At 58.4% G+C, this 15,252-nt stretch carries 7 protein-coding genes; 6 read left to right on the top strand and 1 reads right to left on the bottom strand.

Annotated elements, in window-relative coordinates; all coding sequences use genetic code 11:
* The 4 genes from ACTHNE_RS20245 to ACTHNE_RS20230 form a co-directional block, all read left to right on the top strand.
* The coding region (locus tag ACTHNE_RS20245; protein WP_440270165.1) for an FkbM family methyltransferase at positions 1-1,379 on the top strand (1,379 nt) is incomplete at its 5' end.
* A 29-nt stretch (positions 1,380-1,408) separates the two neighbouring features.
* Positions 1,409-3,010, top strand: a complete 1,602-nt coding sequence (locus tag ACTHNE_RS20240) for an MBL fold metallo-hydrolase (protein WP_440270164.1) — start codon at positions 1,409-1,411, stop codon at positions 3,008-3,010.
* Between the two features lie 21 nt (positions 3,011-3,031).
* Entirely contained in the window at positions 3,032-10,192 is a 7,161-nt protein-coding gene (locus tag ACTHNE_RS20235) for an amino acid adenylation domain-containing protein (RefSeq protein WP_440270163.1), read from the top strand.
* A gap of 82 nt (positions 10,193-10,274) precedes the next feature.
* On the top strand, positions 10,275-11,546 hold the full coding sequence (locus ACTHNE_RS20230) for a JmjC domain-containing protein (RefSeq protein ID WP_440270162.1): 1,272 nt from the start codon (positions 10,275-10,277) through the stop codon (positions 11,544-11,546).
* A gap of 144 nt (positions 11,547-11,690) precedes the next feature.
* On the opposite strand, the gene ACTHNE_RS20225 is transcribed toward ACTHNE_RS20230, so the two are convergent.
* The gene (locus tag ACTHNE_RS20225; protein ID WP_440270161.1) at positions 11,691-12,920 is read right to left on the bottom strand and encodes an alpha/beta hydrolase-fold protein; all 1,230 of its coding nucleotides are present in this window, start codon (positions 12,918-12,920) and stop codon (positions 11,691-11,693) included.
* A 213-nt stretch (positions 12,921-13,133) separates the two neighbouring features.
* On the opposite strand from ACTHNE_RS20225, the gene ACTHNE_RS20220 reads away from it, so the two are divergent.
* Together ACTHNE_RS20220 and ACTHNE_RS20215 are read left to right on the top strand one after the other, a co-directional pair.
* Positions 13,134-13,463 carry a hypothetical protein gene (locus ACTHNE_RS20220; protein WP_440270160.1) on the top strand — a complete coding sequence of 110 codons (330 nt, stop codon included), beginning with the start codon at positions 13,134-13,136 and terminating at the stop codon, positions 13,461-13,463.
* Positions 13,464-13,684: 221 nt separating this feature from the next.
* On the top strand, positions 13,685-15,252 hold a 1,568-nt coding region (locus ACTHNE_RS20215; protein ID WP_440270159.1), incomplete at its 3' end, for an MASE1 domain-containing protein.

The raw sequence follows: 15,252 nt of genomic DNA, 5'->3' as shown, positions 1-15,252 counted from the left end.
TGGCACGTGCCGATGCGACCGGCGATACGCACCTGGTGGCCTATCTCAGTCCGGATCCCCGGCATGCACCGGTGCTGCACCGGTTGCTGCAGATGCAATCGCCGGACCCGTTGCCGGCGCTGCACGAGCTACCCGATGGCGTACCGCTGTTCCACCACCAGACGCGCGAAACCCTGTTTCTGTATGAGGAAATCTTCGGCACAGAGGCCTACCTCAAACATGGCTTGAGTGTGGGCGAGGGCGCCTGCGTGTTCGATGTGGGCGCCAACATCGGCATGTTCTCTCTGCACATGGCACGCAAGGGCAACGTGCGGATCCATGCGTTCGAACCGCTGCCACCACTGGCACGCGTATTGGCCTGCAATGCCGAACTGCACGGTTGGAATGCGCGCGTGCACGCCTGCGGGTTGGGTGCGCGGGAGGAAGAGACAGTGTTTCGGTTCTATCCGCGTGACAGCGTGATTTCCGGCAGTGCGCTCACCTTGGCGCAAAGCAGGGACGTGGTGAAGGCCTATGCGCAAAGCCGCGTCCTGCTGGGCGAGGCGGATCTGGAGCAAGTGCTGGAGGAAGCACTGCAGTACGAAGACTACCGCTGCCCGGTGCGCACGCTCTCGCAGGTCATGCGCGGGGAGGGCGTGACGTACATCGATCTGTTGAAGATTGATGTGGAGGGCGCTGAATACGCCGTCCTGCAGGGCATCGAGGCGGACGACTGGCCGCGGATCGGGCAACTGGTGGTAGAGGTGCACGCGCTGGAGGGACGGCTGGAGCAGATCCTGGCGTTGTTGCGCGGTCACGGTTACCAGGTGGCTTGCGAGCAGGCAGACGGGCTGGCACAGACCTCGCTATACAACGTGTACGCGCGTCTGCCCGCGCTTCCGTCGCATACCACCGTCGTTCCGCAGCAACAGCACAGCCTGGGCATACGCGGCTGGAACGAACGCTTGCGCACCCACCTGTCGGCTGTGTTGCCCGACTACATGCTGCCGGCACGGCTGGTCTGGCTGGATACCCTGCCACTGAGCGCCAACGGAAAGCTGGACCGCGCCGCGTTGCCTGCCCCGGATAGCGAAACCGCCTCATCCATGGATTTCGAAGCTCCTATAGGTGATATCGAGGAGACCGTGGCCAAGTTGTGGGCCGAACTGCTTGGCCTTGGCCGGGTGGGGCGCAACGACCAATTCTTTGAATTGGGTGGCCATTCGCTGCTGTTCACCAAACTCGCGTTCCACTTGAAGGACGTTTACGGCGTCGACTTCAAGCTCGGGCAACTCTATGAAATGCAGCGTCTGAAAGACATGGCATCGCGGATCGCCATTCAACGCGAACGCATGCAGCGTTCCGGCCGTCCGCAGAAAACCGTCGTGCTGGATCTTTGATCAACCATCGCAGCCAGAGCAACTTATCCATGCCTTTCGGCGAAAAAACCTACTACCTTCGCGAAGATGTATACGTCGAACCATTGATCCTGAAGTGGTACGCGTGGCCCTACTTGGTGCCGCCGGTGAGCGCCGCCATGAACTTGGCCGGCCGCAGCTTGCGACTGATGAAATCCTTCGTGGCCAATCCGCAGTTGCATCGTGCGGCCAGTCAGAACCCCGGACTTGCGGGTGGCGACTTCGTCGACTGCAGCGAAGACCAGGTCGAGGCGATACGCGCACTTATCGACACCATGGAAACCGAGCATGGTGATCTGATGCAACTGCGCCAGGCCGTGATCGAGTTGAACCAATTGCTGCAGCCCATGCAGGGAATGTCGTTGGAACCGCTCTATGCCAGCCTTCCGCAAGCGCTTCGAGGATATGTGGAACTGGTTTACGACATGAACCATTCACCCACGTTCCGGCTTATCGAAGGGCTTTTGTATGAAGGCACGCTCTACAAGCCGCAAGTACAGAGCGTTTCACTGGGTCGGTTGAAAGAAGGGAAGCCTCGTCCTTTTGTGCTTAGCTCGCCGCGGCTTCCCGATGCCAATCACCTGCATCTTGAGCTTGAATTTGTCCATCCCGGCCTGGATGCATTGTTCGCATCGCGCACCAGCCCTGTCACGCGGGAAGAGTTGCGCCGCATTCTGGATGGCGTGCCTATGCAAGGAGCGCCTGGCTTCGCCGAGCTGATGAGCAGCGAGCCGCCGGCGCTGGTCCACCGGCCAACCAGCGACAAGCTTTGCATCAGTTATCTAGGGCATGCCGGCCTGATGCTTGAAACGCCGCGTACCACTATTCTGGTCGACCCGGTGATTGCCACCCGCGACGGGCAACGTGCCGAGCAGGTGATCAGCTTCAGCCAGTTGCCGCCATCGATCGATTACATCTGCCTGACGCATACGCACATGGATCACGTATGCATAGAAACGCTGCTGCAACTGCGACACAAAACCCGCTTTGTGCTCGTGCCCAAGAACAATGGCGGCAGCCTCGCGGACCCTTCGCTGAAACTGCTGCTGGGAAAGATCGGTTTCAAAACCGTGGAAATGGAAGACATGGAAACCCTCGACTGTCCCGATGGGCGCATTCGGGCGCTGCCGTTCCTGGGCGAGCATGCCGACCTCAACATTCGCTCCAAGACCGCATGGCTGTTCGAGTTTGCCGGGGAAAAAATTTTTTCGGGTGCAGACTCTTCCAGTATCGATGAATGCCTATACCAGCGCATACATCGCCTTATCGGCGACATCGACCTGCTGTTCATAGGCATGGAATGCGTCGGCGCCCCCATGAGTTGGCTGTATGGATCGCTGTTTTCCCGGCCGATTCCGCGCATGATCAACGAATCACGGCGTTTCAATGGCTCCGACTATGCGTCGGCCCAGAAGATAGTGGACATTTTCCGGCCGCGCGAAGTCTACGTTTATGCACTGGGCATGGAGCCATGGTTTCGATATTTCATGGGCATGGACTACGACGAAAACGCTCGACAGATCCAGGAATCGGGCCGCCTTCTGGCCTCCTGCGCACAGCGAGGCATCAGGGCGGAACGCCTGTTTGCGAAGCGCGTGTGGACTTTCAACTGAAGCACCGAAAGGGAGGTTGGCATGCACCTGCACGAACTTGTTCGTTATCTGGAAGAAAACAGCATCGGCGTGCAAGCGCGCGATGGTCGGCTCAATGTGACGGGGGATGAAAATCTTCTCAGCGATGAGTTGCTTGACGCAATCAAGCTGCATAGGCATCAACTGGCTTCTTATTACCAGAGCATTGCGCAGGATCCCGCAGAAGCAGGCGATGAGCGTGACCTTCCGCTGTCCTTTGCCCAGCAGCGCTTGTACTTTCTTTACCAGCTCGACCCTTCCGCCACTCATTTCATATTGCCGATCGAGCTGGAATTGCGTGGAGCGCTGAATGCCTCCGCGTTATGTCGCGCATTGGCCTGGGTGGTCGATGGCCACAAGATTTATAAAACAATCTATCGGCTTGAATCGGGTGCGGTTCGACAGCGCTATCAGCCCGAACAGGTATTGCAGGTACGCAGGCTCGACCTGCAGCCACTGTCAGCTCAGCAGCAAAACGCCACGCTGGACGAAGTTCGCGAACAGATCGCGCGCCAGCCGTTTGATCTGGAAAATGAACTTCCATTGCGTGTGGCGTTGCTGCAACGGCGCGACGAGCTTCATACGCTCCTGCTCAGCTTTCACCACATTGCCACCGACGAGTGGTCCGCACGCCAGTTCGTCATGGAGGTGGCGGCCGCTTACCGCGCATTTTGCCAGGAAGAATTGCCGCATACCGGAGTGCGTCCGCTGGCCTATTGCGATTATGCGGTATGGCAGCGCAGGCAATTTGAAGGAGGACGCTATGCTGTGGCCGGCTCCTATTGGCGCCAGCTACTGCGAGATCCGCCGGAGCCACTGAATCTTCCGCTCGATCGCCCGCGGCCGATATCGCCCACTTATGCCAGCGGACAGGTCGAATGCGTCATTTCGTCCGATTGGGAGGATCGGGCGAAGATCTTTATCGAGCAGGAAGGCATTTCGAATTTTTCATTTTATCTTGGCCTTTTCTACCTGCTGTTGCATCACCTCAGTGGCGAGCATGACCTGGTTGCCGGCACCGACGTCTTCGGCCGCGAGCATCCGGCGCTGAAGAATGTCGCCGGTTTTTTTGTGAATCAACTCGCGCTGCGCAGTCGCGTTCAGAACCAGCTACAGGCACGGGCATACCTGCAGCAAGTGCATGCCGAAATGCAATCGGCGCTGGACTACCAGGAGATGCCGTTCGACCGGCTGGTGGATGAACTCGGGCTTGAACGTGATGCGAGCCGCCCGCCGCTGTTCCAGGTCAAGTTCTTGTATGAGCGCGCGTCTGTGGAGCTTGGCAACTTCGAAGGGCTCTCTGTGCATGATTGCCAAAGCTTCAAGCCATTGGCGCAGTACGATCTGACCTTGAAGATCGCCAAGAACCGCGTCATGGCGTTCTACAACTCGGATATTTTCAGCAAGCACACGATCCGCTATTGGCAGGACTTGTACCTGGTTCTGTTACGCGAAGTGCTCGGTGACCCAGGGCGCCGGATCGACGAGCTATTGCAGCAGCATTTGCATGCCTCTCTGCAACCGCTCATTCATGGCAACACACGCGAATTGGTTTCGCCCAGCGTTTTCGACTGCATCGACCAGCAAGTCCTTCGACAGCCCCAGGCCGTTGCCCAGCGATGGAAGGGAGGGGAACAGAGCTACGCCGAGCTTGCCGGGCAGGTGGGCCGGATCGCTGTACGTCTGCAACGCCTTGGCTTGCGCAAGGGCGACAAGGTGGCCGTATTTCTTGATCGATCGCCGCAGCTCGTTGCAGCCGTTGTGGCGATCATGCGTGTCGGTGCCGTGCTGGTACCGTTGGATACCAGCTACCCGGCCGAGCACATCGCCTATACGCTGGCCGACAGCGGCGCGGCGGTAGTGGTGACGTGCGCGTCATTACGGGACAACCTGCCCGAATACGTGGGCTTTAGTCTCGACATCGACGACATCGAGGCCGACCCCCTGCCACCAGCGCTTGATACGCTTTCGCCGGAAGCGGATGATGCCGCCTATTTGCTCTACACCTCCGGCTCTACCGGACGCCCCAAAGGCGTACTGATTTCGCACGCATCGTTCACCAATTTGTGTGACTGGTATATCCGGTTCGCCGAGTTGGGCGACGACTGCCGTGCACTGCTGATGATCCCGATCGGCTTTGACGCATCCCTGAAAAATATCTTTGCACCCCTGATGGTGGGCGGATGTGTGGTGCTGGCACCGACCGAGGCGTTCGACCCCAACGCGCTGCTGTTCCAGATCAGCCAGGAAGAAGTGAGCCTGATCAATTGCGTGCCCAGCGCAGCCTATGCCTTGCTGAAAGAAGACGCCGGCGGCGATTACGCCTCCTTGCAAAGCGTTCGCCTGTTGGCGTTGGGTGGCGAACCCCTGGATGTGGCGCAGCTCGCGCCGTGGCTGGAAAGCGACCATTGCCAAGCTGACGTGGCCAATATCTATGGTCCCACGGAGTGCACGGATATCTCGGTGGCCATACGTGCTGATAGGCACGTATGGCTGGAGCGTAGCCACGTATCGATTGGACGGCCAATCCAGAATACGCGCGCCTATATCGTCAATGATTCATTGCACCTTTGTCCACGCGGCACCGTCGGGGAGCTGGTGGTTGCGGGCCGTGGCGTGGGCATGGGCTATCACATGCAGGCGGAATTGAGCGCAGACCGCTTCGTATTCCTGGACGGGCTGTGTGAACGGGTTTATCGCACGGGCGATTTCTGCAAGTACGACGGGGACGGCGAGATCATCTATGTGGGACGTCGTGACGGCCAGTTGAAGATCCGAGGAAAAAGGGTAGAGCCAGGTGAGATCGTTCACCGCATAGGCGAACTCCTGCCCTCGCGCCGGGTCATCGCACAACGTTACGTCGATGGCGATACTGAAATGCTGGTGGCTTTCGTCGACGGAGGCGAACCATCGATGACGATGGCTCAGCTTAAAGCCGCGTTGCACCGCGTTCTGCCGACACATATGGTGCCCACGCGGTTCGTATTCGTAGAAGCGATGCCGTTGACGCCGAACGGCAAGGTCGATGGCGCGGAATTGCTGGAGATCTTCAAGCAGCGGACGGAGGCTGCCGAATCTGCCAGCCTCCCGTTCAACGCCACCGAGCAGTTGATCGCCGAAGCCTGGGAAAAGGTGCTTCGCACGCAGGTGGCCCGCAAGGACGACGATTTCTTCGCGCTGGGTGGCGACTCCATTTTCTCGATCCAGGCCGTGGCTGAGCTCAAACAACGTGGGCTGGACATTTCGGTTGCCGACATGTTCCAGCATTCAAGCCTGGAGCGGCTGGCCGAGCACGCCATGACGCGCTCGCCACCGCAAGACCAGGCACGGGAGCCTTTGCACGCCTTTGCGCTCGTGCCCGAGGTGGACCGGACAGGGCTGCCCTGGGAAGAGCTACAGGATGCCTATCCGGCGACCACTCTGCAGCAGGGGATGTTATTTCACAGCCTGATGGATCGGGCTGGCGCTTCCTACCATGACGTGTTCTCCTTCGAGTTGCTGTTCGAGTACGACGAAGCTTTGTTTTCCGAGGCCATTCATCACGTTATTTCGCTGCACCCCCCCCTGCGAACAGCGTTCCATCTCACTGGTCATTCCGTGCCGATGCAATACGTCTACGCCCACGTGCCGGTGCGCATAGAGGTGCAGGACATCAGTGATGGCAACGCCGATGCCCAGAGCGCATGGATCGAGGCATACATCGAGCGGATCAAACGGACGCCTTTCGATCTCAGGCGTCCCGGTCTGATCGGCTTTGCTCTATTGCGCAGAGGCGAGAATCATCTGCAATGCATCGTCGATGCCCACCACGCCATACTCGACGGCTGGAGCATGGCGATCGTGCAACGCCAGGTGATGGAGTACTACGGCAGTCGCAAGTATGGCAGCGCACTGAGCGAAGTGTTCGATAGTCAGAGCCTGCGCTTCGCCGACTACGTACGGGAATTGCTGGCCGAAGAAGACGCTCCCGCAGCGGTTGCCTTCTGGAACGAGCGTTGCTTGGCCATCCCGTCTTGCCATGCGATGCCAGCGTTTCTGTCGGGGCCGCCTACGTTCCGTCGACGGACGCGCCCGTTGGATAAGCGCCTTCTCGAAGAGCTGGATGTCCTCGCCACACGCGAGAAAATCCCACTGAAACTGCTGTTGTTGATGGCGCATGGCTATATGCTGCAGGCGCTCACTCAGCAGGCATGGGTGTTGAGTGGAATGACCGATCACGGTCGCCCCGAGGCGGATGGGGCACAGCACCTCGTCGGTCTGTTCCTCAATGTTCTGCCTGTGCTGATCGACTTGCGCGCTCCGAGCTGGCGAGGATTGGCCTCGTCGCTGCAACATGACGAGGCGGAAGCAAAGCCATTTCGCCGCCATCCCTTCGCGAGCATGGTGCGACGTCATCCGCGACTGAGGGTCGAGGCGAATTTCACTTTCACTAATTTCCGCATCAGCAGCCCGCTGACCAAGTACAGCTGGCTGACGGCGGCGCATGGAGAACAATTCGAGGAAGAGAATTTCGCGCTGTCCGTTCACGCCAACGGCAACGCCCGCGACGGACTCATCATCCATTTCAATACTCATTTGGCGCTCTCTGACGCGGTTACGGATGCGTTGCTCGAGCGCTACATCGAGGCCCTGCAGCTCATGGCCCGTGATTTGGATGCCGCCATCCCAGCGCCGCCATGCCATCGCGCTAAAATTCTGGATCTGCCGGTCGATCGTGCGCGCACCTTGCCGCGCAACCCGGACCTGCGGTGTGTTGACCTCAGGGTGCCAGACCAAAGCGCCGCCGCACTGCGCCACTGGTCGTCCCGGCATGGCGTGAGCTTGCATACGGCCATCACCAGCGCTTGGGCTGTGCTGTTGGCGCGGCTTAGCGGCCAGGCCGAGGTCGTGATCGGATGTCTTGAAGAAGCTCAACTCCCTGTCACCCGGGTGGCGAACATTTCGCTGCATGACGAGCTCGATGGGCGGCGGCTCCTGGCACATGTGCAGACAGCGAAAGACGCGAGCCCGGATGTGCTCGCCGAAATGTGGCTGGCTGCGCCTATCCCTGGGCATCATCCTTATTTTCAGACCGTCGTCGCGCTGAATGTCGCGGGCGACGTGTCGATTACGTCGAACGGCAGCTCGCCTACGGATCTGAGTTTGTATGTGCAAGACAGGGGAGGGCAGCTGACTGGAAGCATCGTCTATGCCGCTGACCTGTTCGACGACACTACCATCGGCCGCTGGACAGGACATTTGCTCAGACTGATGGATGCGTTGAGCGCGGACGATGAAACCCCGATAGCCCGGCTTCCCCTGCTGTCGGCGGCGGAACACAAATATTTGCTGCAAGACTGCAATGCTACTGATGCGTCTTTTTACGGCCCTGCCTCCATCCACGGATGGGTCGAGTTGCAGGCTGAGCGCACGCCCGATGCCCCCGCAGTCCATCACGCAGGCCGCGAACTGAGTTACGCCGAACTCAACACCTGCGCACACCGATTTGCCATGCGGCTTCACGCATTGGGAATAGGGCCGGATGACCGAGTGGCTATATGTGTCGAGCGCGGCGTGGAAATGGTCGTGGGTCTGCTCGGCATCTTGAAATGCGGCGCGGCCTATGTCCCGCTGGATCCAACGCACCCTCGCGATCGCCTGCGTTACGTGCTGGCAGACAGCTCGCCTGGGGCCATCGTGACTCAATCCTCCACCCGGGCCATCGTATCCGGACTGGATGTACCGCTCATAGCGCTGGATGACGTCGCCACATTCACTGACGCCAAGCTAGAACAAGCCGGCGCCGAGCTGCCAAATACCACACCAGGAAGCCGGCCTGCCTATGTCCTTTACACCTCCGGCTCTACCGGGCAGCCCAAGGGTGTATTGATCGAGCATCGCAGCGTGGTGAACCTGCTCTGCGCGATGCAACAGATGACCGGCATCACGGCAGAAGACCGCATCTTGGCGATCGCGACCGTGACGTTTGATATCGCCGGATTGGAATTGTTCCTGCCACTGATTAGCGGTGCGTGCATCGTCATGCTGGGCCACGAAGACGCTCGCGACGCGCGAGCGCTCATGTCGCAGCTTGCCGGTGCCACCATTCTGCAAGGCACGCCGGCTACCTGGCATATGCTGTTGGAGGCCGGCTGGAACGGGCAAAACAATCTCCAAGCGATCTGCGGCGGCGAGGCCATGTCGCCGGAATTGGCGAAACGCCTACAGCCTCGCGTCGCCAGGCTATGGAACGGTTACGGCCCTACCGAAACCACCATCTACTCCACCGTGCAGCGCATTGAGGCAAGCGTGCCACCGTCCATAGGGCGTCCCATCGCCAATACCCAGTGCTACATACTGGATCGTTACGGGGAACCTGTGCCAATAGGCGTCAGAGGCGAAATTCATATCGGCGGGGCAGGCTTGGCTCGCGGTTATTTGAATCGAGCTGAGCTTACCGCCGAACGCTTCATTCCAAACCCGTTCCACCCAGGAGAACGCATATACAAGACCGGCGATCTGGGGCGCTGGCTGGCCGATGGTACGATCGAATTTCTGGGGCGCAATGATCATCAGATCAAGCTGCGCGGTTTCCGCATCGAGCTCGGCGAAATCGAGTCGCGGTTGCGGCAATGCCCCGTGGTGCGCGAAGTTGTGGTTGTAGCCAGGGAGGAGGGGGCAGCAGGCAAGCAACTGGTGGCCTATGTGGTGCCCACGGACCTGACGTACGCTACCCCGGGCTCGCCCGAGCGACCGGCTCTCGTCGCCAAGCTGCACCAGATGTTACAGACCAGTCTGCCTGAGTACATGCTTCCCGTGGCCTATGTAGTTCTTTCCGCGTTGCCGAAAACCTCCAATGGCAAGCTCGATCTCCATGCGCTTCCGGCACCTGATGCATCAGTGGTCGCGCGGCGCGATTACCATCCTCCGCAAGGGGATGCTGAGGAGGCCGTCGCTGCATTGTGGCGCGAGCTACTTGGTGTGCAACAGGTCGGCAGGCACGACGACTTCTTTGAACTGGGCGGTCATTCGCTGTTGCTGCTTCGCATGGTCAATCGCATCAAGGAAGAACTGCACGCCGACCTTCCCATGCAGGCATTGTTCCAGAACGCAACGCTCGCTGCGGTCGCTGAACTGATTTCTTCATCGCAGACAGAAGTGATGTGCTGGGACGAGGCGGAGTAAAACCTGCGCGCCGGCTCATGCGCGGGCGCTATCAGAATTTCAATGAAGGCATTTCACTCATACGAACGACATGGAGGCAAAAATGCTCACGCTAGACGATGCTGGAACAGCTGAAGACCTTGCAAAAGTTTGGGGGCGCCGGCCGCACGTATTTCGCAACGCCATGCCCAGGCCCGTGTTCGAAGCTACCGACTTCTTCAGTGGCGTGGTCGCTACCGCGCAGGCCATGTTGAATGGCCAATCGAAGCCTACCGGTCGACTTGCCTTGAACGGAAAGTCCACTTCGATCGACGAAGCACTTTCTTTCATTCCGAGATCGCACATTCAATCGTTCGAACAATATGAGGAACAGATTCGGGAATCCTTCCGTGACAAGGAGTTTTCGATCATCCTGGACAATGTGGATGTGGCGCTTCCGAATATACGCAAACGCGTCAGTCCCTTCATGCATTCCTTGTTCAAGCACGTGGGTTACCCGGTTCGCGGTATTCACTCCTGCGTCTATGCGGGAAATTACGCCAGCACGCCATTCGGTATTCATATGGACGATTGCCACGTCATCATGACGGCGGGCATCGGCAGGAAAACCGTGGCATTTTGGCCAAGAGAATATTTCGAGCACCGCAGGGATCTGATGATTCCAGGCTCCATGGCGCATATCCAGGCGAAGGTCAGCGATCACATCGATGACGCGGTAGTGCTGGAAATAGGGCCGTTGGACTTGCTTTACTGGCCAGCCGGCTACTGGCATGTCGGCATCAGCGATGCCAAGGACTTCCATGCTGCCTTGAGTATCGGCATTTATCACAAAGGCAATGCGGCGGGTATCGTCAAGGATGCAGTGGCCTTGCCTCCGGTGGCGAACGCTAACTCAGGGCTGCCCAGCTATGATTCACTTGATATGGATGGCATCAAAATCAGCGCAACAAATGCGCCGGCAGTATCCATGGCGCCACAACGCTTTACTGATATGTGGAACGAAGTGCGCGCTGGAATGCTTTCCGAAAACGCTGCCGAGATTGCCTATTTGAAGCATACGTTGAGCACCATAACGTCTGTCGGCTTCGGACCGCCGGTGCTAGAGAGTCCCGGCGCAATACAGCACATGGCTGGCGTGGCTATCGGCGACTCCCGTTTTCTTGCTTGGCAAAATGTAGCTGACACTACGGTGGTTGCATCACACGGGCTATTATTCGAATTTCGCAGCAACCCGGACGAGATCAACGCATTATTTCTCAAGATCAAACGTGGTGAAGAAACAAGCTTCACGGAAATTGCGGCTTTCGTGCCAACCGAGCGACTGCATGATCTGTGGGCTTTCATCGTAAACGGAGGCTTGTTGCGCACCAGCTGATCTTGGCCGACGCATCGCAGGCGTAGCCTGGCATGCTAAGCGTTTGCAGCCCGCCGGTGGCATGTCTTCACCGGCGCCGGCAACCAGCCAACAGCCGCTCAATAAGAGCGACCTGCAGGGGCCGCCCGGCTCCAGCTAAGGTGGTCAGTGGGCACCCAGCTTCTTGAGCCAAGCCTGGCCATTTTCACTATTGGGATCGAGTTCAACCGACTTTCTGTAATTTTCTATCGCCAGCTCCTTGTTCCCAATACAAACATAGGCCTTTCCCAAACTATCGTAGGCATTGGCGGAATCAGGGTAGTAGGCGGTGTTGAGCGAGAACAGCGCTATCGCCTTGGCATGCTCCTGCAAATCGTTCATAGCCATATACCCAAGCACATTGATCAGCTGTTCCGATGGCAAAAACCGGACTCCCAGCATGTCGGAGACCTGGTCGAAATGCGTAGTGATGTTCTCCGGATGGTTAAGTCCTGCGGCGAGCGTAAGCTGGTATTTATCGAAAACAAATTTCAGCCCGCCATACAAAGCTAGAAGAGGCACCGATCCATGCTCTTCAGCCGGGAAATAATCCAATTTGAAACGCGTTCGAAAACTTGCATTTTGCGACATCAACTGCGCATAAGCGCGGATGGCGTTCATATGTGTCGAGGCGATGCCTGCGTAGATGCCATCGATCGAAGGGGTGTTTGCCAGCGCTATATAAAGACGGTTTTTTCCGGTATTGGAGGGTGAGAACGCCATTGTTCTTGCCTCTTTGAGCATAAACTCGTGATCCCACCACAGCGACGGATCGATAGCAATAACGGCTTGAAAAAGCTGTGGCTTGTTCTGAAATGCATTGATCGCCTCCAGGCCGGCAAACGAGTGTCCTGCCAGGACACGATAGTGCATCGTACGGTAGTCATGCTCGATTTGCGGAACGAGCTCCTGCGCAAGGAATGAGAGGAATACCGCGCCACCCCCGCTCGAGCTGAAATCGCCGATACCACCGGTATGGCTCAAACTATGACTTGGAGTCATGTCGCGAGTCCGCTCGGTATTGGTTACGCCCACCACGATCATCTCTGGGATGACGTAGTTGCCGTTGATGCCTGAACTCAGGAAGTCGACCACGCCTGTTGCAGTCACAAAAAAGTTCTCGCCATCCAGCATGAAAAGCACAGGGTAGCGTTTCTTTTCAGCTCCAACCTGCTGATACGACGCAGGCAAATGGACGCAATAGCTACGTTTTTCGTGGAGCAGCTTCGATTCGATGGTAAAGCATGAGCCTACGTTGATCGGCGTGACATCTCCGGCGGCAAGCGCCGGGCCGTTCGCAAGCATCACAAATGCCATGAAAAGCGCTTTGGCAACATATCGCATCTGGACGTTCATGGAGGAAGAAAATTTCCTTAGGGAAACGCCGGGGGCGGCGGGGGACATTTTACTCAGCAAATTACTCAAGCATCTCGGTGTCACTCGGCGACGCCCTTGCTTGACGAGCGCCCATTTGGGCACTGCTTGGGAAAGGGCGCTGCTCTATGCTTACTCGTTGATGACGATAGGGGGGCAGGGATGGACTCAACGACAAAGCTGGCTGTGGCCGTCGTGGCCGCCGCCGTGATCTTGGTCTGCGGCTATGTGGCTTATGGCGAGTATTCGCGGTCGCGGGATATTGATCAGGCGCAGCAGGCGCTTGATGCACTTCGGCAGAATGCACAGCAAGCGGTGGAACAAGGCCGGCGTGTTGTTCAAGTGTCCGAACAGCAGCAAGCAGCTGAGCAAGCTTGGCAGCAACATCGTCGGCGTCTTGCGGTGAATCAGCGTTGTGTCGGTGGCGTGGTGATCCAGGTACAGGGCAATACGTATACGCAGCTGGGGACGATTGCGCAGCCGATGCATTGCTCAGGCGGTTTTGCAGATCAACCGCTGCGCTGATCCAGCGTAGGAATGCCCGGCCGGGCGACTTCATGCGTGCGGGGGCAGCAAGATCTGGCTGGGGCTGTGCAAGGACTGGGGCGGCCATGGCCGCAGTAAACTGTGGGCCTCTCGGAAGGCGAAAGGCGGTTTCACCAAGGTTTCACGCGGGAACCCGGATCGTCAGCGCATTTATCGAAGCGTCACAAGTCCACGGGTTGTCCACGGGGGGTGGAAGAGCGATGCCGGACCAACGATGGGGAGCTAAAACCAAGGATGGGTGGAAGCGCCTGGCGGTGGCGGCTACCTATGGTTTGAGTCTTTGGCTGATCGCCCACCTCAATGTTCCCCACTTCATGTTGGTGGCCGGCTTTAACGTGACTGTGCTGGCGTTGATGCCTTATCGCTACTGGCCACTTTTGACGTTGGCGCAATCATTGTCTCAACTGCCTGTGGCCATCGAGTGCGCCGCTTCGTTTGGCATTGTTTGGTCCACGTTGATGGTGGTGCCCGGCAATCTCTTCGTGGGGCCTCTTGTTTATTATTTCCGAGAACGTGCCCGTTTGTTTGATCGAAGCGGGCATGTGCGGGTAGGCGTGCTGCTGTTGTGCGCTTTGCTGGTCGCCTTGGTGCTCACCGGGATCGATGAAGTGCAGTTCATCACCGTGGTGTATCCACCCGGTGCCACTCCGATGCACTACCACCATCTGGCCGCACAGTGGATATTGGGCAACTTCATCGGCGTGTTGTGCGTGGTGCCAGCTGTGTTGGCTGTTCGGCAGGCGGCTCGCGATCACGGTTGGCGCTCGCTGTTGGCGACCATCAGCGAAAGTCGTTCCACGTTTGAAAGCATTTGTTTCATCGTGCCGGTGTTGATGATTCTGATTTGGGCCGGGTTTGCCGAACCGCATCTTCGTGGCTTGGCCCAGGTGGCCATGTTTGTCCCGGTGGTGTGGCTGGCGCTTCGCCATGGGTGGCAGGGAGCGGCCTTGGGCGGCTCAGTGGCCACTTTATCCGTCGTATGGCTGATGCCCGCAAAATACGACAACGGCACCATCCAGGCCGAAGTGATCGTGGCCTTCGCCATCTGCACCATGTTGCTGCTGGGTGCCCGCATCGAGGTGCTCGATCGTCGGGTGGAGCGTGAGCGCAAGGAAGTGCGCACAGCCTTAGCGTTGGCCCAACGTCAGGTTCAACTCGGCGAGATGCAATTGCGTTCGACGGCCGTGGCGCTGGAACATGCGCGGGAAACTGTTAGATCCGGATACGCGATGATGATGGGACGGTTGCGTCACTTGCAGCCGGCCATTGACGATGGCGGTTACCAGCGCGTGGCCTCGGCGGCCCAAGACCAACTGCTCGGCATCTCGGAAAGTCTGCACCCTGCGGTCTATCGGGAAAGGGGGCTGCCGGCTGCACTCCGGGAAGGCGCGGTGGCCCGGATGTTGGATCATGCCGGCATTCGCTATTGGTGCGAACTCAAAGGGCCCCTGAGCCTGTTATCGTCAACGTCGCACTTGGCGCTCTATCGTATGATCTGCGAAGCCATCGTTCTTGGGTGCAGCAAACGCGACATCAGCGATGTGTGTGTTCGCATTCGGTGCGGCATGAACAACGGTCGGCGGTGGGTGGGCGTCAGTGTGGTGTTTCGCGCCAACCTGGTGCGGCTGCCGCACGTGAAATGGGAAGACCTGGCGCCGAGATTGGTGCGAACGGCTACTGGCTGGGGCATCAAGGCCTTGGAAGACCGCGCCGCGATTTTTGAAGGATCAGCCCGGCAGCGAGACACGCCGGACGGTCGGCGCATCGC

This window comes from Dyella sp., from assembly GCF_051954575.1.
Taxonomy (GTDB): Bacteria; Pseudomonadota; Gammaproteobacteria; order Xanthomonadales; family Rhodanobacteraceae; genus Dyella_B.
This window is presented reverse-complemented; position numbering and strand designations above follow the sequence as displayed.

Excerpts from the sequence above, each read along its gene's own strand:
- ACTHNE_RS20240 (WP_440270164.1), top strand. The coding sequence starts at position 1,409 with ATGCCTTTCGGCGAAAAAACCTACTACCTTCGCGAAGATGTATACGTC.
- ACTHNE_RS20225 (WP_440270161.1), bottom strand. The coding sequence starts at position 12,920 with ATGAACGTCCAGATGCGATATGTTGCCAAAGCGCTTTTCATGGCATTT.
- ACTHNE_RS20235 (WP_440270163.1), top strand. The coding sequence starts at position 3,032 with ATGCACCTGCACGAACTTGTTCGTTATCTGGAAGAAAACAGCATCGGC.
- ACTHNE_RS20230 (WP_440270162.1), top strand. The coding sequence starts at position 10,275 with ATGCTCACGCTAGACGATGCTGGAACAGCTGAAGACCTTGCAAAAGTT.